We start from the raw sequence: 20494 nt of genomic DNA on the forward strand, positions 1-20494 counted from the left end.
TGCTTTCTTAACCGGTGGCTTTTAAGGGGGTTTGGTTTGGGTTTGTTTGGGTGGCTGCATCATAGCGCAAGCCCTAAGTGGGCTCAAGTTTACAGCCGGGGTCTGCACAGGGGGGCAGATGCAGATTTGCCTGCTTATACCCCATGTTATACGGCTCAGGGGTGGTTTTTAAAGGGCGTTTGAAGGTTTTTATGCGGTGGGCTGCGGGGGCGTGGTTGGGTGTGATCTTGTGTAAGCTGTTGGTATATAGGTGGAATAAAATATTTTTTGTTGGTCTTGTTTGACTTGTTAGGGAGGCGGTGCGGTGCGAGCGCTCTCTAGCCTATTATCCTGACTGGAAATGGTTTACCATAAAACCCTCGTCAGAGTACTGGGCTGCTCTGGTGTTGCTCCCAACTTGGGTGGTCCATGCACGGTGTGTTCTGCATCGGTTCCTTAACTTGGGCATGCTCATAATCCTCATTGTGCACGATTTAAGGCACTTGTCTTGAACTCTTGTGCGGTAAGCTGCTCAATAGATCATACCGGTATGAAGTAAATTTCCCATGGGTCTGGATGGGGATGTGTGGGAGGGACGGTGCCTCCATCTTGAGCCTTAGACTGTAAGTGGGCTCATTTTTGCAACGATGGATGGATTGTTCTGTCTTTAAGGAGAGTTCCCTATGGTTCTGTGTACATTTCGGTTGGGTGACCTGATTATGGGGGTGGATATCCGCATGGTTCAGGAGATCAAGCGTGCCCACCAGAGTACACCGGTACCCGGTGCGCCGGACTATATTCGGGGTATGCTCAACAACCGTGGTCGGGTCTGTACCCTCTATGATCTGCGTACACGCTTGGGTTGGTCTCCTCCTGATGGTGGCGGTCAGCAACCTAAAGAGTATGCCATTATTCTAAAGACCCGTAGCCATGTGCGCCAGTTGGATGAAGAGCTGGCCCGTACGGTGGTCTTTTGGGAAGACTCTGTGGCCCTGATTGTTGATCAGTTAGGGGGCGTGTTGGAGGTTAACGGCCAGCAGCTACGTTCAGCCCCGGCCAATATGGCAGGGATCTCTGCGCAGTTTGTGCACTCGGTGGTGCAGCAAAAAACAGAACTGTTGGTGGTGTTGGATGTTCCCCGTATTTTAGGTTTTGATCCCGATGAAGAGCAGAAAAAAGCCGAAGGCAGTGGTGTTTAACACCATCTAAGCGCTTGGTTGTGGTCTCTCTCTTTCTCTGTATGTGTCTCTGAATTTTGACGGGTGGCGTGGCTGGGGCTTTGTGCATCGGCCAACGGACCCCGACCCCGAGGTCTCTTCTCTCCTTACAATCACACCTTCTTCCCTCGCTAGGACCTCTTCGCCATCCGGGGCGTTCATCGCTATTCTCCCCTCTCCACGGACCGATGGTCCTGACCCTAAACAGGGTGGCGCAGGCTTTCTGGCTCTCTTCGGCTCAACCTCTCTGGCATTGTTTGTCGGTGCCGATCAGTTAGAGCTGTATGTGAAGTGCCCGCCACCGGTTCTTGCCGCTCTTTAAGTACACGATGTTAAATACCCGCTACGGTTCTTGCCGCTCTTTGAGTGCACGATGCTAAATACCCGCTACGGTTCTTGCCGTGTACGGTTAGGAAACGCGTGATCCCGAGTGGTTTAAACGGGGGGGTGGCTTGGAGGTGCCGTTTTTGTGCGGCTTATCTCTTATCTGCTGCCTGCTGCCTGCTGCCTGCTGCCTGCTGCCTGCTGCCTGCTGCCTGCTGCCTGCTGCCTGCTGCCTCTCTAAGGCGGCTCTCGGCCTTCTTTAGAGTGGATGGCGCCGTACTGGCCGGGTGTGTTCGGTGCAGGCTGTGCGGTGCAGGTGCTTATCAATAGATGGGGGCCGGTTCGGCTGTTGTCTCTGGGCTGTTCGTTTACGCGTTTCTGCTGGTGCTAAGCGCTCGTTGTTGGGGTGAGCTTTAAAAACCTTCCGGGGGGCCGCTGGTCGGGTCTGTTCGGCGCAGGCTGTGGGCTCTGTCAAGCGGCGGGGCTGTGCAGTGCAGGTGCTCATTAATAAGTGAGGGCAGGGCTGGTTCGGCTGTTGTCTCTGGGCTATCTACTTACGCGTTTCTGCTGGTGCTAACCGCTCGTTGTTGGGGTGAGCTTTAAAAAACCTTCCGGGGGCCGCTGGCCGGGTCTGTTCGGCGCAGGTTGTGCGGTCTGTCAAGCGGCGGGTCCGTGCGGTGCAGGCGCTCATTAATAAGTGAGGGCAGGGCTGGTTCGGCTGTTGTCTCTGGGCTGTTCGTTTACGCGTTTCTGCTGGTGCTAAGCGCTCGTTGTTGGGGTGAGCTTTAAAAAACCTTCCGGGGGCCGCTGGCCGGGTCTGTTCGGTGCAGGCTGTGGGCTCTGTCAAGCGGCGGAGCTGTGCGGTGCAGGCGCTCATTAATAAGTGAGGGCAGGGCTGGTTCGGCTGTTGTCTCTGGGCTGTCTGCTTACGCGTTTCTGCTGGTGCTAACCGCTCGTTGTTGGGGTGAGCTTTAAAAACCTTCCGGGGGCCGCTGGCCGGGTCTGTTCGGCGCAGGCTGTGGGCTCTGTCAGGCGGCGGAGCTGTGCGGTGCAGGTGCTCATCAATAGATGGGGGCCGGTTCGGTTATGCGGCTATTCGCATGCTATCTACTTACGCGTTTCTGCTGGTGCTAAGCGCTCGTTGTTGGGGTGAGCTTTAAAAAACCTTCCGGGGGCCGCTGGCCGGGTCTGTTCGGCGCAGGTTGTGGGGTCTATCAAGCGGCGGGTCCGTGCGGTGCAGGTGCTCATCAATAGATGGGGGCGTGTCGGTCGTGTGCCGATCTTGGCTCGGCCACTGTTTTATGTGGGTTCAGTGGGCTTAAAATTGAGCCTGCTTGGCCATGGGTGGGGAGCAAAAAATGGCTTTGGAGCCTAACCCGGTTGCCGCTTTGTCTGTGGGTGGGTAGGGCGCGGTGTAAGGGGCTTTTATTGCGCTGAAGCTGGTTTTTTCCCCTCAACCCCTGCCGGGGTGGTTCTCTGCCCTAAAAAAGAGTGCCTATGGCTGTTTAACATCCCTAGGATTGGTGGGTGGGTTCAGTGTATACTGCCGGTTTCCTAAAACTGGACGGTTTTGAATCCCGTTGGCTGCTTTAAATCCGGGTAAAACGGGTTGAACAAAGGAATACCATGAGCGACACCACCCCCACTGCGGAACAGCTTCCCATCAACATTGAAGATGAGATGCAACGCTCCTATCTGGATTACGCCATGAGCGTAATCGTAGGGCGTGCCTTGCCCGATGTGCGTGATGGCCTAAAGCCCGTACACCGGCGCGTGCTCTTTGCCATGCGGGAACTGGGGAACGAATGGAACCGATCCTATAAAAAATCTGCCCGTGTGGTGGGTGACGTCATCGGTAAGTACCACCCCCATGGTGACTCGGCGGTTTATGACACCATTGTACGGATGGCCCAGGACTTCTCCATGCGTCACCTGCTGGTGGATGGCCAGGGTAACTTTGGTTCGGTGGATGGCGACTCTGCCGCTGCCATGCGTTATACCGAAGTGCGTATGACCCGCCTGGCCTCGGAACTGCTGGCCGATATTGATAAAGAGACGGTGGCCTTTGGCCCGAACTACGATGGCTCCCTTAAAGAGCCCGAAGTGCTGCCAGCTAAATATCCCAACCTGCTGGTCAACGGATCAGCCGGTATCGCCGTGGGTATGGCGACCAATATTCCCCCCCACAATCTCGGGGAAGTGATTGATGCCACCTGCGCGCTGATTGATGATGCTGAGCTGGACCCCCGCGCCTTGATGCAGTACATCCCTGGTCCTGACTTCCCCACGGGGGGGTCGATTCATGGACAGGCCGGTATTGTCTCGGGGTATGAGACGGGGCGGGGTTCTGTCATCATCCGTGCGAAGACCGAAATTGAAACCCGTAAGGATGGCCGTGAGACCATTTTGGTCCACGAGCTGCCCTATCAGGTCAACAAAGCCAAGCTGGTGGAGCGTATTGCCGAGCTGGTACGGGATAAAAAAGTCACTGGTATCTCTGACCTGCGGGATGAGTCTGACCGTCAAGGGATGCGTGTGGTGGTTGAGATCAAGCGTGACCACCAAGGGGAGGTGGTGCTTAATCAGCTGTTTAAGCACACCCCTATGCAGAGCAGCTTTGGCATTAACGCGCTGGCGTTGGTGGATGGCCGTCCGGTTACCCTTTCGTTAAAGGGCTTTTTAGACGCCTTCCTAAAACACCGTCGTGAGGTGGTGACCCGTCGGACCATTTATGAGCTGAACAAGGCCCAGGCCCGTGCCCACTTGTTGGAGGGTCTGGCGGTTGCGTTGGCCAATATCGATCGGGTGATTAGCCTGATCCGTGCCGCCAAAAACCCCGCCGAAGCCAAAGAGGGGCTGATGTCTGAAATGTGGGAGCGTGGCCCGGTTGAGGCCATGTTGCTGCGTGCCTTGGGCGAAGGGGATATCGCTTCGCCACAGTTTGTACCGGGTGGGTATAAGCTCTCTGCCGAACAGGCCCAGGCCATTTTGGATATGCGCCTGCACCGCCTGACCGGGCTGGAGATCGATAAGATCCATGATGAGTTTGAGGAGATCTTGACTGAGATCGCCCGTCTCAAAGCGATTTTGGCTTCGGACTCCATCTTAATGGATGTTATCCGTCAAGAGCTGCTGGAGATTAAAGAGCGCTACGCCAACCCCCGTCGGACCCAAATTGTGGAAGCGGTGGGTGATTTCTCCATTGCCGATCTGATCCCTGAAGAGGAGATGGTGGTTACCGTCAGCCACGGTGGGTATATCAAGCGTCAGCCCAGCTTGACCTATCAGGCCCAGCGTCGCGGCGGCAAAGGCAAGAGCGCCACCGGGGTTAAAGATGAGGATTTTGTGGCGCAGATGTTCGTGGCTTCTACCCACGATACCATCTTCTGCTTCACCAATACCGGTCGAGTCTTTAAGCTGAAAGTGTATGAAATTCCACCGGGTAGCCGTATTGCTCGGGGTAAGGCTATTGTCAACCTGCTGCAGCTGGAAGAGGGCGAGAAGGTTCGCCAGATCGTGCCTGTACCGGTGGCCGAAGAGGCCTGGGGGAACTGGGATCTATTGTTCGCCACCCGCAGTGGTTTGATTAAAAAGACCGTGCTATCGGGATATGCCAACATCCGTACCACCGGTATTCGTGCCATTAATCTGCTGGAGAGCGACGACCTGATTGGTGTGGCGTTGCTGCCCGGTAGTGGTGAAGCCGATGGTGATGGGAGTGATGAAGCCGATGGTGACGTGAGTGGTGAGGCTGAAGAGGGGCGTGTTGAGGAGGTCGTGGCCGAAGATCTAAGCAGCGACGATGCCCCCGGTCGGATTATGCTGGTTGCCCAGGGTGGTAAAGCGGTGCGCTTCCGTGATCAGCTGGTGCGCCGTGTGGGGCGTGTCTCCCAGGGGGTGCGGGGTATGCGGCTGAAAGGGGACGATGCGGTCATCGCCCTAACGGTTATTGATACCGAGAGTGTGGGACGCCAGCTTTTGACCATGACCGAAAACGGCTATGGCAAGCGCAGTGACCTGACCCAATACCCCACCAAAGGTCGGGGTACCCAGGGTGTGATCGGCATGGATGCACGGGATAAGACCGGCCATGTGGTGAGCGCACTGGTGGTGGATGAGAGTGATGAGGTGATGGTGATCACCGATCAGGGTACGGTACTGCGTACCAAGGTTGACTCTATCCGCGTTGCGGGCCGTGCCACCATGGGTGTGCGGGTGTTGAATGTGGCCGATGGGGAGCGGGTTGTCTCCGTGGCACGTTTGGCGGAAGCCGAAGAGATTGAAGCGTTGGATGAAGAGGGTCATGTCATTACCCCAGAGGCAGGGGAGGAAGCTGCGGCTCCTGAGCCTGATGCTGAGGGTGGAGAATCCGAGGAAGAGGGAGCGTAACCGTGCTGGATATCAAACGCATTCGTAAGGATACCGATGCTGTTGAGGCGGCGCTCAAGCGTCGGGGTGGTTCGGTGGATCTCAGCCATTTTCGTGAGCTGGAATCCCGCAAACGTGGCATTCAGACCGATGTCGAGCAGCTGCAATCTCAACGCAACGCGCTCTCAAAAGAGATTGGCCAGCGCAAAGCGGCCAAAGCGGATGCCTCGGACCTGTTCGAGCAGATGAAAAATGTCGGCCCCAAGCTTAAAGAGCTGGAGAGCCGTTTGAAGGATCTGGAGACCCAGGTTGAGGCCATTATTGTGGCACTGCCCAACACCCCCCACAGCTCCGTGCCGGAGGGGGCCTCGGAAGAGGATAATGTCGAGGTGCGTCGTTGGTCGCCCACCACAGGTGAGGGGGGTGAGCCCGCAGCGCTGGATTTTGAAGCCAAAAACCATTGGGAAATTGGCGAAGATCTGGGCATTTTGGACTTTGAAGCGGGCGCGGCTGTGGCGGGTTCCCGTTTTACGGTGTTTAGAGGGCTCGGGGCGCGGCTCTCCCGTGCGCTGGCCAACTACATGTTGGATCTGCACACCGGCGACCACGGTTATCAGGAGGTTTTGCCCCCTGTTTTAACCAATGCCGAGTGTCTGTTTGGTACCGGTCAGCTGCCCAAGTTTGAAGAGGATCTGTTCCGCGCTCGGGATGATGACTACTACATGATCCCCACAGCAGAGGTACCGGTGACCAATTTGGTCCGGGAGCAGATTTTAGAAGATGCTCAACTGCCCCTGCGTATGACCGCTTGGACCAACTGCTTCCGACGTGAAGCTGGTGCAGCGGGCAAGGATACCCGTGGTTTGATCCGTCAACACCAGTTTGACAAGGTGGAGCTGGTACAGATCGCCCGTCCTGGTGAGAGCTACGACGCCCTGGAAGAGCTGACAGGCCATGCCGAGGCTGTCTTGAAGGGGTTGGGCTTAGCGTACCGTACGGTGGTGCTGTGTGGTGGGGATATGGGCTTTGGCGCGGCTAAGACCTATGATCTAGAGGTGTGGTTGCCGGGGCAGGCTAAATACCGCGAGATCTCCTCCTGTTCCAATACCGAGGATTTCCAAGCGCGGCGCATGAAGGCCCGTTTCCGCCGGGAGGCCAAGGGTAAGCCAGAGCTGGTACACACCCTAAATGGTTCTGGTGTGGCGGTCGGTCGTGCATTGGTGGCGGTACTGGAGAACTACCAGCAGGCCGATGGCAGTGTGGTGGTACCAGAGGTTTTACGCCCCTATATGGGTGGGCTTGAGGTTATTCAGGCCAAATAATGCACGTGGCCATGTGGTGGTGTCAGAGGTTCTACGGTGCTATAGGGATGGGCTTGAGGTTGTTCAGGCCAAAACGTGCGCGTGGCCGTGTGGTGGTGTCAGAGGTTTACGCCCCCATATGAGTGGGCTTGAGGTGATTCCGGCCAAATAATGCGCGTGGCCATGTGGTGATGTCAGAGGTTTTACGGCGCTATAGGGATGGGCTTGAGGTGATTCCGGCCAAACCATGCAGGTGGTCGTGTGGTGGAACCAGAGGTTTACGCCCCCATATGAGCGGGCTTGAGGTGATTCCGGCTAAATAATGCACTTTTTTAGGGTTAGGGGGTTGCCAAGCCCACCCTGATTTGTGTATACCTATGTTCCGCAAAGGAAGGGTGGCAGAGCCCGGTTGAATGCACTGGTCTTGAAAACCAGCGATCCGCAAGGATCCGTGGGTTCGAATCCCACCCCTTCCGCCATTATACGAATCAGGCCCGTCCATGACGGGCCTTTTTCTTGCCTTAAATCAGTGTTTTACGCGTACCTTGTGTTCAAGGCTGTTCGTTTCCATTCGCATGAATCCGCATCAACGTTGTAAGCTCAGTTGTAGTCCTAACCGAAATTTGGCGGCTGGGGTACGATATGCCGAAGTTATCTGCACTCAAAATAAAGTCACTCACAAAGCCGGGCTTCCATTCAGATGGTGGTGGGCTCTATCTCAAGATCAGCCCCAAAGGCACCAGCTGAGGTGATGAGTGCGGTTGTCTCCGCCATGCTTACCCTGTTTATTGAATCCGATGTCACCGCCAATGGTGGTCATGAACCGCCCGATGTTTTGCGTGATCTTGATCGTAGCTCAAGCCGCACTTCCGCAGAACAGCAAGAAGAGAGTGAATCCGCATTAAAAAAGTTAAAAATCGGCAAAGGCTCCATCAACCAGCTACCTGCGGGTATGAAGGCCACCACCATTAACCCTGCACGGCCTAATAGCCAGTTTGACCCCTTTGTTACGGCGTTTCAAAAGCAAATTGCAGCGTCCCTTAACCTCCCGGTTGAAGAGCTCACGCTCTACTACAGTAGCTCATACAGCGCCGCCCGTGCGGCCATGCTGCAAGCGTGGCGCATGTACATTGTCGAGCGCAAAAAATTGGAGATGTACTATGCCAACCCCCTGCGTACCCTGGTTATTCAGGAGGCCGCTGCACGGGGGCTGGTTGATCTGCCGGGGTTTTTCTCCAACCCCTTGGCCCGTCACGCGTGGTTGCGCTGCAAGTGGGTCGGTCCAGCCCGTGGTGCCATTGATGAAGAAAAAGAGGCCAGAGCCGCCGAAAAGCGCATGAATATGGGCCTCACCACACTGGCGGAGGAGACCGCCAGTATGACCGGCAACGACAGCGACCGTGTGAGGCAGGCCCGTGCTTTAGAGCAAGAAAAACTCAAAAAACAAGGCTTATTAAAGGCATGAAAAAGGGGGTATTAGTACCGGTTAAATCGGCTAAACTGCCCCCTTGTCTATCCAGTATGATAAGGGGGATGAAAAACATGTTGTTAAGACCCAAGCAGCCCAGTTTTCTACGCCGTGCCAAGCGTCTATTGGTGCATTGGCAACATCAGGCTCGCCCCTGCTTGCGACATCCAGACCAAGGGTTGCGCTGTTTGGGGCGCTTTCTCAAGGGGCATCCTGCCGCCATAGCCGGATCCTTTTTCGCGCTGTTTTTACTCGTCTTGGAAATTGATGACCGTATTGATGACCGTGTCATGCGGGCGTGGTCCATTATCGCCACCAATGCACCGGGCAACAGTGGCAAAATACGGGCTTTGCAGTATCTCAACCAACAAGATTACTGTCTATTTTTTGGCATGGCGCTATGCATGAAATCTCGCGAGGAACTCACCGGCATTGATCTATCCCGGCAGGTCCAGGTTCTCCCCAATATTGACCCCAGTAAACTGGGTAATAAGATTGTAAAAGCCCCCAGCTATCTGGTTGCTCTTGAGCTTGCAGGGGCTAATTTGATCAAGGCTAACTTGTCTGAGGCCAACTTGTCTGAGGCTAATTTGTCTGAGGCCAACTTGGTTGGGGCCAACTTGATTGAGGCCCAGCTGTATGAGGCCAATTTGACTGAGGCCCTACTGATTAGGGCCAACTTGACTGAGGCCCAACTGGTTAGGGCCAACTTGACTGAGGCCCAACTAGTTAGGGCCAACTTGACTGAGGCCCAACTGGATGGGGCCAACTTGTCTAAGGCCCAACTGGAAAGGGCCAAACTAGTTAGGGCCAACTTGACTGGGGCCCAACTAATTAAGGCCAGCTTGACTGAGGCCCAACTAGTTAGGGCCAGATTGACTGAGGCCAATCTGTATAAGGCCAACTTGACTGAGGCCCAACTGGATAAGGCCCGACTAGTTAGGGCCAACTTGACTAAGGCCCAACTCGTTAGGGCCAACTTGGCTGAGGCCAACCTGTATGAGGCCAACTTGACTGAGGCCCAACTGGTTAGGGCCAACTTGACCCAGGCTGTCCTGACCCAGGCCGTCCTGACTGAAGCCAACCTGTATAAGGTCGACTTGACTGAGGCCAAACTGGATAAGGCCCAACTAGTTAGGGCCAACTTGACTGAGGCCCAACTGGTTACGGTTGTCTTGACCCAGGCTGACCTGACCCAGGCTGACCTGACCCAGGCTGACCTGACCTATGCCATCCTAGCCCAGGCCAACTTGACTGAGGCCAACTTGACTGAGGCCAACTTGATAGATGCTGATCTGTTAAGAGCCAACTTGATTAAGGCCAACTTGACTGAGGCTCAACTGATTTGGGCTGACTTGACTGAGGCTCAACTGGTTTGGGCCGACCTGGACAGGGCTAACTTAAATAGAGCTAATTTGACTGAAGCTAATCTGTTATCAGCCAGCCTAAGGGGTACATGGTTAGAGGGGGCCGACTTGACCTCGGTAACAATTGAAGAGGCTAATCTGAACGAGGCTAGCCTGAGCGGGGCCAACCTGAGCGAGGCGCGAGCACATGGCATCAATCTCACGAAGGCAAAAGTGAAAGATGTGATCTGGAGCGGAGTTGATTTCACCCAGCATTTTTTGGAAACTCCGAAGAGTCTCCAATTAAAAATTACCAATGAACAGTTACAACAAGGCTGTATTAAAAAGGGGTTTCCGGTCATTTTTCCACCAGATCGCCCCGATCTAAAACAGCCGCCTGTCTGTACAGAACAACAGTTAAAACCGTGGCGTTAAGCCCCAACACCACAAGCATGATGCTCAACCCCGCCCAGGCGGGGTTTTTTTATGGCCTAAACCCGGAGAGCTCCATGAGCAAAAGTACCCATATTCTGGCTGCAGACCCCCACCAGCTTGGGGCGGTCTTGGTGGCCATGCAGGCCGGACCCCGTGACCTTAACCACCAGGCCACCGTAACGGAACCAACCTCTGGGGGCGGCGGCGGGCAGGATCTGTCCAGTCTCAATCCTCACCCCGCCCGGCTTTGAGGTGGGTACACTTTTCTGGACACCCATTCTGAGGGAGAATAGGACTCCCGCATAGAGGAGGTGTCTTGATGAGCAAACGACAGTTGAAACGGTACACCCAGGGGTTCAAGGATCGTGCTGTCGACCTGATGAACAGCACGGATCAATCCGTGCCGGAGATCGCCGAGCAACTGGATGTCAATTCAAAGAACCTTTACAACTGGCGGGCACAAGCGGCAGCCAAGAAAGCAGGCGGCAAATCTCCTGAAATGGTTGATCTTCAGCGGGAAAATAAGCAGCTACGTAAAGAGCTAGCCCAGTTGAAAGAAGAACAAACCATCTTAAAAAAAGCCGCCGCGTACTTTGCCAAGGACATCCAGTAAAGTACGCCTTTATCCAACAGCAAAGGCGTTACCATTCAGTTGAACATCTTTGCTGCGTACTGGGTGTCTCTAAAAGTGGCTATTACGATTGGCTCAACCGGCGAGAATCAGCCCGGACAGAGGAAAACAGGCTTTTAGGGGAATGGATCGTTGAGATCTTTCATGGAAGCCGAGCAACCTACGGCTCCAGGCGTATACACCGCTGTTTGGTTGAGCATGGTGTTCGCGTCAGTAGGAGGCGAGTTGCCAGGATCAAACGCAAACTTGGTCTGGAGTGTAAAGCGCAGCGTTGTTTCAAGGTCATTACCACAGATTCAAATCACTCTTTGCCCGTAGCGCCAAACCACTTGAACCGTGAGTTTACCGCTGAGCGGCCAGATCAGGCATATGTGGGCGATATCACCTACGTTGCGACCAAAGAAGGCTGGCTCTATCTGGCTGTTTGGATAGACCTTTTNGTTGCGACCAAAGAAGGCTGGCTCTATCTGGCTGTTTGGATAGACCTTTTCTCACGTAGCGTTGTGGGCTGGTCCATGGCCGACCACATGAAGGCATCATTGGTAACGGACGCCCTAAGAATGGCCTGCTTCAAGCGTAGGCCGCCAGTAGGCTTAATGGTCCATAGCGATAGAGGAAGCCAGTACACATCTAATCTTTTCACTGGCCTGCTCAAAGAGAAGGGATATCTCCAAAGCATGAGCCGTCTTGGAGACTGCTGGAATAACGCACCAGCGGAGAGCTTTTTTGGCACATTGAAAACTGAGTTGATCGGAGGTTTTGTTTTCAACTCTCGTGAAGAGGCTAAGCAGGCCATCTTTGAGTACATCGAGGTCTTTTATAACCGCCAGAGAAAGCATTCAACCATCGGCTATATGACCCCTGAACAGTGCGATCTGGCATTCACAGTTTCTGCGTAAAAAACCGTCCAGAAAAGTGTTGCCCCATCAGTGCGGCGGGAGGCTCTACTGCCGGGTCTTCTGCTGCTGCTTCTGTCCTTCTACTCACCAGTTCCTTGAGGTTTAGCGGGTCACTAGACTCAGCAGCTCACAATGGTCAGCCACAGATTTGGTCGGATTCGCATAACCCATTACTTCAATCCAGGGGGATAGCAATGTTTGGTTTTGAATAAAACGCTAGCATGAGTCATCAAGATTACATTAAGATGCCCGATTTACTGGCAACCTCTTTTGTTCTAAAGGAAAGTATTTTATGTTTCACATCCATAAACATTTATTCAGCGGATCTTTATTAGGAGTCGTCGCGGGTCTGTGTATCAGTGCAACGCCGGTAAGTGCTGAAGAGTCTTCCCAGTGGTTAGGTTCTGGAGAATGGTCAGGATTTCATGCTGGTGTCCATCTGGGAGGTGTGCTCCTCAACAGTAAAGGTGTAGACCAGAATGCAATTTTTGATACCTTTGATAGTCAAGTAAAAGGTGGACTTATCGGCCTTCAGTTGGGTGTTAACCGGCAGCAGGAGCAATGGATTTTTGGTCTTGAAAGTGATCTCTCCTTGGGAAATATCCAAGGAACCCACATGACTTCTATAGGGCTAATTGCAGAGACTAATGTTGACTATATAGCTACGTTGCGTCCTCGGGTAGGTCGGCTATTTGGCAATACTCTAGCCTATGCCACCACCGGTATTGCTTTCTCCAGGATGGAGGCAGAATTCCAGGGTAACCCACCAAGCGATAAAAAGACTCATACCGGCTTTACAGTAGGTGCGGGTCTAGAGCACCGTCTCAGTTCTAAACTCTCAGTTAAGGGTGACTGGCTCTACACCAATTTCAATAGCAAAGTTTATAGTGCATCTGGCGGTCAAGCATCTTTAGATCCTGACGGTCACCTTCTACGTGTTGGTTTAAACTACAGCTTTTAAGCACATAATGACCAAGTCCACCACCCCATGCATCTTAAGAGGGGTGGTGGTCTTGGCTTTTGCCCTAGAATGGGTGTCTGAGTCCGTGCAGTGAACTTGCGCGTGTAATCCCCGCTCTTATCCTTCGTGTATACCCAGCCCAACATCTTCAGGCACTTGTTAAGGGCGCGTACAGAGATAGGTGGGGACAGCATCTTGCCTACCTGGGTTGCGGTATAGAACCCTCCACGGTCCACCCGCGTGTTGTAGGCCTCAACCTTTGGGGCCATCTCCACGATCTGCTGCTGCTTCTCCTGGTTCTTCTGCTCCAGTACAGCTTTCTCCTCAGCCAGCCGCATCTTCTCGTCTTCCAGATCAGCAGCCATGCGTAACGCATCACGGAAACTTTCAGGCACATTGGCCGAAGCTGCTTCCTTCTCGTTGGTTACCTCCACGTTCATGTGCCCGCTCATGATGTCGTCGATCACGAGGTCACACCACACGGCGAACTTCACGTCCAGCCAACGCGCAAAGAACACGGCCAGCTTGGGGTGACCTCATGTACCTTCGCGGCTTCCTTGTGTAGCTTCCCAAATTTTGTCTTCACTAATCTCTAGGGATGAGGCCAATGCTTCGACAGAGCCGTCAGTAGTGGGTAGTCGTGAAATTGTCCAATCGTTTACCAAACTGTGTTGCGGCCTTGGTCATATTGAAATACCCATCCTCACTGCGGAAGTGGAAGGGCTGGTTGTTGTCGGTGCGGGTGAGTACTTGGGGGGCTTGATGAGGGCCAGAGCCTAACCTGTTGAACAGTCCATTGCCCTCTAGATTGAGGAGATGTGCTCGGATTTGAGCCGATCTCTTGGCCTCCGTTTTTCGGGGGTTCGAATCGGTTTAGTACCCTTTTCACCCATCAGCCTTCTACTTCTTCGCCTCATCCAGCACCCGATAGACGCTGCTCCTGGCCACTCCCAGCCTCTTCGCTATCTCCGTAGAACCCCATCACTGTGCAGCCTAAGCGCTTCATCACGGTCTATGGACTTCTTACGCCCCTTATACACACCTCGTTCCTTGGCCTTTTCAATCCCTTCCTGCTGCCGCTCTTTACGTAGGTTGGTCTCGAACTCAGCGAACACCCCCGGCATATCCAGGAATGCCTTCCCTGCTGCTGTACTGGTATTAATGGGCTGCTCTGTAGCTTGGAGTGCTGCACCTTTAGCCTTGCGTCCCAATGATCTGCTGAAGGTCTGCGATGGATCTGGCAAGCCTATCGATACGGGTGACCACCAGCACGTCCCCTTCCTGAATGTACTCAAGCAATGTTCTTAACTGTTCACGCTCCTGTGTGCCCAGCGTTCCACTTATCTTCTCAGCCTTGATGCTGGTACACTCTGTTCCTGTCAGTGCCTCCTGTTGAATCTCCAGATCTTGTTCGGTGGTGCTAACCCGTGCGTATCCATAGATGGTCATCGTGCTTCCCCCCTGTGGTTACTGCATTGGTGGTGGTAGTGCTGCTAATGTCTTATTGGGGTCTAGACCTTCTCGCCATACCCGACTCAAGCACGAACTATCAAGTGCTTAAGCATGCATAAAGTGTCTCATCTCTGTGTCTCTCTGGGGTATACCGAAATGGGACAGCGTGGGTTGATGCAGGAGTGGTGGGGGTAGGAGATGGATGTGTGCTGGGTTGTGAGGCATGCCAGCTAGTGTGGGAAAAGAGGGGCGCCACCCAGGGGGGGGGATGACTTACCTTCCTACATGTTGATACCCGATGAGATTTTTGGAACATTTTTCAAGGGGCTCAGGGTTCGATTCCCACATTGGCAATTCGAACTTCCTGAACTGCAGTACAATTATGCCGTACATTTAGGTTTCTGTGTATTGTAGGTTCATGAAAAAGTGAAATATATTGAGTTGTGTGGATTTTCCCACCCCTTCCGCCATTCTACGAGACAGGCCCGTTTTATAACGGGCCTGTCTCCGTTTTAAAGGGTGTGTTTTAACCTGCTCCTGCCTTCAGCCCGTTGGTTCAACCCCCCTCACAGTTGTCTGCTCAGATGACGTTTAAACCCTCATTTGGCCCCTGTGTATGCTGGGGTTAAAGCGCTCTGCACTTAAGTCACATCCCGCACAAAATCCAGCGCCATTGAGATGGCGCTGGTTATCCGCTCAAAACCACTCCTAACCGCCCTAAAGCTGGATGCTTTAATACCCATTGCATAACCGCAACAGGTTGATGGGGCATGGTTCTGTAGTCTGTACGCCCTTAGCAAAGGCCGTGCTCTGTATTTTGGTTGAATGCAGCCAAGAGGGGCCGTAGAAGATGTGCACAGTGCTGTTTTTGTTGGTTGAGGTCGAGCGTGTCACCGTTGCGTGCATATAGTCACCGAAAGCCATAATTAGACATTATTCATTTTGCTAACATTGGTGGTGGCACGGTGAACTCTCTACGTTTTTTCAAGGCTGCGAAGGATTGCTCAATAGGGTTGAGATCTGGGCTATATGGGGAAGCGGGAGGCGTATATGACCATCTCTAGCAAGTATTTCAGCAATATTCCGTTTAGTGTGGAAACTGGCATTATCCATAACGATCACACTAGGCTCCTTCAATTGAGGCAATAGCATCTTTTCAATCCATGCCTCAACCAACGTAGCATGACACGAACCCTCAAAGATCATAGGCGTTAGCCACTCCTTACCGCGTTGGGCCATGATCAAGTTGGTGCGCTTGCGCTTACTCCCCGCAAAATTACCATAGACCTTTTCACCCTTGGTGCCCACGCGTGACAGCAAATCCACCTCTTCTTCAAATCCGCATTCATCAAAAAAAACTATATTTTCATGATCGTACTACTCCCAGTGACGATGCCGGTCAGCCCAATAGTACGCCCTTGTTGTATCTGTATCTCAGTGAAGCGTTACATTTGTTTTTGCCGATCCTAAGTTTCCTTAGCGCAGCACTGATGGTGGTATCACAAACTCCAAAATGAACAGTGTGCTCTTTTTTTTAAGTGTCTGGATAGACTTCGAGATGCTCTATCAAGGCTTCCTTGTTTGATTTCCGCTTACTTGGAATTGGTGGTCTTGGTTACAGTCTGTCTCGTGACAACCAGGTTGTAAGTTGTCGCTCGACTTGCTTGAAAAATCCGGGCAGCCTCGGCCTTCTTGTTCCGGGTTTTACAAAATTGATTACTTGTTGGCATCGTTCAAGATCATAGCTCATAATCGATAATTATAGACTGTAGCTGGAATGGAATTTGCGACACTTAAGTGGTGCGAGCCTTGAGATGTATGTATTTTTCGATAAGCAAGGTCGTTTCTGCCATACCCTTTTGGTGGAAATAACGAAAAAGTTAATGGGGTAGTCATAAAGAACCGATGTAGAAAAAGGCGATTGTTCTTGATTGCCACTAAGACAGTCGTTAAATTAGTCGAGGACCTGTTTTTTTATGCAGCCCAAGCTCGTGAAATGGAAGAGAAAACATTTTTTAACTTGGGTGCTTATTTGGAAATAGTTTGACTGCTCCATAGGTGGTACCTATAATCTCCGCGTCTTTCTTGATAGGGTGGTTTGTGCTTTTTTGTGGCGTTAGGCCCTTTTTTTAATTCAGACGCAATGAATTTGGTGATTTTTCCAGTCCAAAGCTTACGGATTTGCTACAGGACTGTTTTATTGGAGAGGCCCCGCTAACCAAGTCAGGCGATAGGGTCTATGTTAAATGGTAATCAATATTGGTATATGCCAGGAAATGATTGCCTTTTTCCCTAAGTTAAGGAGTATGTCATGGGCTTCAATCAAGAGCGATTCGACGAAGTTTCAACGTCAGTCAATGAGCGCACAAGTTCTAGTGATGCGCCTCTTGGTGATGGCATGTCCAAAGTGGGGCAAGATCAAGGGCTCTGTAGTGTGAAGGAAACGGAAGCCTTCAATAAGTGCAAGCAAAACTGCAACAGCAACGTCAAAGCAGACCTTCAAAAAAATATAGAATTTGTGCTAGAACATGGCGGCAATGCTGAAATTCCCAGTTATGAGGTTTATGTGTGATTGGTTTGAACTATATATATAGGCTAATGTTAACTCGACTCTGACCGTGTAAATACGGGAAAAAAATATTTCCGGATAGGTTGAGCCAAAGCATCAGTTGTGGTAAATAAAAGGGCCTTTCTCTGAAGTCCAATAAGGATAGGGGGAAGGCCCTTTTATGTCTGCATTACCTGGAGACGTGCTGTGGTTTGTGCGGTAGACGCTAAATATATTAATGATATTTTGAAGTTGGCTGAATACAAATTTCATGGCCAGCTGAAAAAGGTCAACACAGCAATCAAAAATGCTGGTGGTAGTAGAAGTGAGCAAATAGACTACGCTAAAGCTAGTATTCGAACGAATTTTATTGATCAGATTGTCTGTTATGTCTGCCAACTCCAAAAAAGTTTAGAGGGGGAGGTTAATCGGGTTATCGCTCAGGGGGAACGCCTTGCGGATGGCTCAGAGGAAACAGCCAAGTTTAGTTCAATATTGGATGTCCATCATATTGGTACGTTGCTGCCAAGCGCATTAATTCGGACTCAAGTCGCTCAGAAACCTTATATTCGTAGTACATCGGTTGGTACGGCTCGTAACCATAAAGAACAGCACCTTCACAGTTTGATTAATGAATTATTTGGCTATCAAGTCTCCATGGTCATTGTTGAGCAGCAGGTTGCCGCGGATCTAAGGCAAGAGTATGAAAAGATGAAGCTTGTGTTGGGAAGGGCCGATATTGATCCGCAATTAGATAAAAGTTTGAGCCAAGCTGATTGTGTTTCTGCTGTGAGTGATCATCTAAAAGAGTTTATAGATCAGGTAGGCCTTAAAGAACAGGATGCTAAGTTTTATAAAGGTGAGATCAGTGACGCCCTACAATGTTTTCGGTTTATGCCTGCTGATGATCTGAAGGCTTTGGTGAACGGTGGTGTTTTTCTCCCTGGTTTCAAGTGGGGGCTCCGGGACGTAATTAAAGAATCAAGTGTAATGTTTTCCAGTCCTGCAGGAGGGGGGAATCTCATTTTACCTAAACCTATTAACGGTAGTGTGGGATTTGATTTTCATATAGCCCGGACCCTGTCTCGTTATCGTGCTCATCAAAATGTAGATGAGGTCTGTGAGGATCCAGATATAGAGCCGCAGCCATTTAATAATTGGAGAGAATTTAGTTATTGGATGGCGAAGGTGTTGTTCAAACAGCACTTGGATACATTAGTTAACTATCGAGAACGGGCAGTGAAATATGCTCTAAAGGAAGCTCTAGAGGGTGCTCAAATTTGAATGAATTTGTTATACGGCTTGTATGACCCCGTCAGAATATGTTCAGTGATGGTATCATCTGTCAGTTGCGCCCCGATTGGATGTTTGCCTTCACTGCCTTCTTAGTGCCATTGCCAGATTTCGGTAACCCTGCAGTTCAAATAGCGTAGGGATTTTACCCTCCTTAGTGTGGTCGTTTGTGATTGTAGAGGCCCATAAAGCGTCCAGACTCTCTTCCTCTGCTCAATTGATTCATACATCCTTTTTATCCATCCCATTACCCTGAAATGTTCGTCTAGCAAAGAGCGATGTGAACGTTCTACAATACCATTGCTCTGGGGTCTTGATGTCTGGGTGTTCTATCTCAATCTCTTCTCATTAAGTAAGGTCTTGTAGGGTAACGGTCAGGGCGAGCACAAAAACTCGTTTGTTATCACTGAGCGTTGTGTGGCTTGCAGGTAGGTGCAGCATCCGTAAGCAGTGATAACGGGTAGTTTGTTGGGATAGAGTGTTCCCGAGTCACACCTAACCGGCAAATTTGATAGCTCATTGCAGGTAGGTCTTGCCAACATCTTTGAGGGTGACATCAAAGCAGGTATCAACGGCAACCAGATCACCATATGACACCCCAGGAACTGTAAGCTGAACCTTTCCAGTAAGCATTCCCTAAGTAGTGCCGTTCAGAAGTAGAGTGCTCTCTGGCAGACTGAGGTTGCCGGGGGGCTGCTATACGTAAAACCCGATTCACAGAACACCAGATCATAAAGATTCTTAGAAAGGTGAAGTGTGAGCTTGCCGTACAGAAAAGTGTAGCCTCATCACTACAGGTCGATTCAGGTTATTTGTTTATCTCTTTTGCTCTCTTTTGCTCTCTTTGGCTCTGGTGCGGGTGTCGGCTTCGATGATGGTGATGCAGGTGCCCATGTGCATGGGGAAGTCGTCCTCACGTTCTATAGACTCTGTGGCTAAATCAATGTCCTGTTGAATCTGCCGAGCGCAGTAGTGGGTTAAGGCTGCCAGGGCATCATCCATTAAGGTGGGTTGGCCGAGTAATCCCCAGGTCATCGCGCTCTTGGCGTCAGAGGGCATCTCTCCCATGGCATCCTCAAGCCAAGCCGGGTGTTGTTGATAAAAAAGGCCCGCCAACGCCCACTGCTCATGCTTGGCAAGCGCTGTAAAACAGTGGCTCGCCGTAGGCTCTTCAGCCCAAGCTTGAATCTCTTGTTGATACGATTGAATCATGTTCGCCTTCCTCTATAGCCTGTGCGGCGCATCTCTTTAGCAGCCCGCCGTCTTTTATCCATGCGCGGCTTCCCGCTCTGATCGGTTTGGCTCCACCTAGTGGCCTGTGGTCTTTTGTGCAGGCTATCTCTGATGTTGGTTATGGATAAACGCGACTCAAGCCGCTCATACGCCTCTGCTTGATGGGGCTTTGCCTGTGAGAGTTGGCAGGTGAGGGGCTCTGTTGCACCGTTCTGGACTTGGTTAATGTCGCATGTCGGTAAATTCTAATTTGTGGCCACGGCCTTTGCTCACTATGTGTGCGGTTTGGGGCGCGCTCTTGATCTTTTAAGCAGGTCAGGGTGTGCGCGCTTGTCTGTTCTGTGATCCGCACTTGGTTTTTTGTGAACATCTCTTGTAAGCGGCTGTTGAGCCCTTGTTCCGGCGATCTCTGGCTTTGAGTGTGCGGTATGAGTGGGGCGGGCGATGCTCAACTGTTCTGCCCTTGACTTGAATCGCTTGTTGATACGATCCAATCCTTTTCGCCTTCCTCTTTAGCCTGTGCGGCGCATCTCTTTAGCCGCCTGTCTTTTCCCTATGCGCTGCTTCCCGCTCGGATCGGTTTGGCTCCATCCAGTGTGCCTGTGGTTTTTTGTGCAGGCTGTCTCTGGTGTTGGTTGGGGCGAGCGTGACTCAAGCCGTGCTGTGGCCTCTGCTGGGAAGGGACAAAAGGTGCCGTTTAAACAGAGGTGGCGTTGTGCACTTAGCCCCGTAAATTGGCTGGATTCTTTGTGTTGCCCAGCCCCTCGTTTAAAAAAAAGGGCTGGGCAACATCTGAACGGCCTTTGTTCATAAACGTAGGTATGTGTGTTCGCCGTTGATTTAAAAATAAGCAAAACTTACAAGACAGGCAAGCTAAAAGTTAAAAAATAGTTAAATATAGTTAAGCATGTCTTATTCTGTCGGTTTTGCAGGATGGGGAAGGCGTCTGTTTTTTTTACGATAAAGCGCAGGGTGATGCTGGTGTGTGCTGGGGATGTGCTGAGGTGGTACTTGGGATGTGCTGAGGTGGTGCTTGGGA

14 protein-coding genes, 1 tRNA gene and 1 pseudogene are annotated in these 20494 nt (G+C 51.8%); 11 read left to right on the forward strand and 5 right to left on the reverse strand.

The genetic code is table 11. The annotated features are described in order from the left end of the window. The first annotated feature begins 662 nt into the window (after positions 1 to 662). The 9 genes from V5T57_RS18570 (at position 663) to V5T57_RS18610 (ending at position 12929) form a co-directional block, all read left to right on the forward strand. Entirely contained in the window at positions 663 to 1178 is a 516-nt protein-coding gene (locus tag V5T57_RS18570; RefSeq protein WP_332892758.1) for a chemotaxis protein CheW, read from the forward strand. Between the two features lie 1968 nt (positions 1179 to 3146). Next, on the forward strand, positions 3147 to 5909 hold the full coding sequence (gene gyrA / locus V5T57_RS18575; RefSeq protein ID WP_332892759.1) for a DNA gyrase subunit A: 2763 nt from the start codon (positions 3147 to 3149) through the stop codon (positions 5907 to 5909). A 2-nt stretch (positions 5910 to 5911) separates the two neighbouring features. Then, a complete protein-coding gene (serS, locus tag V5T57_RS18580) occupies positions 5912 to 7210 on the forward strand; it encodes a serine--tRNA ligase (protein WP_332892760.1) in 1299 nt (432 codons plus the stop codon). Positions 7211 to 7578: 368 nt separating this feature from the next. Continuing rightward, positions 7579 to 7668, forward strand: a tRNA-Ser gene (locus V5T57_RS18585). 272 nt (positions 7669 to 7940) lie between these two features. Continuing rightward, on the forward strand, positions 7941 to 8654 hold the full coding sequence (locus V5T57_RS18590; RefSeq protein ID WP_332892772.1) for a phage portal protein: 714 nt from the start codon (positions 7941 to 7943) through the stop codon (positions 8652 to 8654). A gap of 77 nt (positions 8655 to 8731) precedes the next feature. Further along, positions 8732 to 10438: a pentapeptide repeat-containing protein gene (locus tag V5T57_RS18595; RefSeq protein WP_332892761.1), complete on the forward strand. Its 1707-nt coding sequence runs from the start codon at positions 8732 to 8734 to the stop codon at positions 10436 to 10438. A gap of 74 nt (positions 10439 to 10512) precedes the next feature. After that, positions 10513 to 10689, forward strand: coding sequence for a hypothetical protein (locus V5T57_RS18600; RefSeq protein ID WP_332892762.1), 177 nt, complete (start codon positions 10513 to 10515; stop codon positions 10687 to 10689). A gap of 68 nt (positions 10690 to 10757) precedes the next feature. After that, positions 10758 to 11968 (forward strand): IS3 family transposase gene (locus tag V5T57_RS18605; protein WP_332892763.1). Its coding sequence is split into 2 segments (ribosomal slippage): positions 10758 to 11025 and positions 11025 to 11968, totalling 1212 coding nucleotides; the frame shifts between segments, so codons are not numbered across the junction. A gap of 292 nt (positions 11969 to 12260) precedes the next feature. Next, positions 12261 to 12929: an outer membrane protein gene (locus V5T57_RS18610; RefSeq protein WP_332892764.1), complete on the forward strand. Its 669-nt coding sequence runs from the start codon at positions 12261 to 12263 to the stop codon at positions 12927 to 12929. Here the strand turns inward: V5T57_RS18610 and V5T57_RS18615 are convergent. From V5T57_RS18615 to V5T57_RS18630, 3 genes and pseudogenes are all read right to left on the reverse strand, one after another. Then, the gene (locus tag V5T57_RS18615; RefSeq protein ID WP_332892765.1) at positions 12926 to 13396 is read right to left on the reverse strand and encodes a phage antirepressor KilAC domain-containing protein; all 471 of its coding nucleotides are present in this window, start codon (positions 13394 to 13396) and stop codon (positions 12926 to 12928) included. The genes V5T57_RS18610 and V5T57_RS18615 overlap by 4 nt on opposite strands. 433 nt (positions 13397 to 13829) lie before the next feature. Continuing rightward, positions 13830 to 14378, reverse strand: a pseudogene (locus V5T57_RS21020) (recombinase family protein). Between the two features lie 987 nt (positions 14379 to 15365). Continuing rightward, complete coding sequence (locus V5T57_RS18630; protein ID WP_332892773.1) at positions 15366 to 15743, reverse strand: transposase; 378 nt, start codon at positions 15741 to 15743, stop codon at positions 15366 to 15368. A gap of 949 nt (positions 15744 to 16692) precedes the next feature. Here V5T57_RS18630 and V5T57_RS18635 point away from each other — a divergent pair. After that, positions 16693 to 16953 (forward strand): hypothetical protein, encoded by a 261-nt coding sequence (locus tag V5T57_RS18635; RefSeq protein ID WP_332892768.1) that lies wholly within the window; start codon positions 16693 to 16695, stop codon positions 16951 to 16953. 183 nt (positions 16954 to 17136) lie between these two features. Beyond that, positions 17137 to 18213, forward strand: a complete 1077-nt coding sequence (locus V5T57_RS18640) for a hypothetical protein (protein WP_332892769.1) — start codon at positions 17137 to 17139, stop codon at positions 18211 to 18213. 825 nt (positions 18214 to 19038) lie between these two features. Here the strand turns inward: V5T57_RS18640 and V5T57_RS18645 are convergent. After that, on the reverse strand, positions 19039 to 19434 hold the full coding sequence (locus V5T57_RS18645; RefSeq protein WP_332892770.1) for a hypothetical protein: 396 nt from the start codon (positions 19432 to 19434) through the stop codon (positions 19039 to 19041). Between the two features lie 878 nt (positions 19435 to 20312). Beyond that, on the reverse strand, positions 20313 to 20494 hold a 182-nt coding region (locus V5T57_RS18650), incomplete at its 5' end, for a hypothetical protein (RefSeq protein WP_332892771.1).

The sequence above is a fragment of the Magnetococcus sp. PR-3 genome (genome assembly GCF_036689865.1).
Classification (GTDB): domain Bacteria; phylum Pseudomonadota; class Magnetococcia; order Magnetococcales; family Magnetococcaceae; genus Magnetococcus.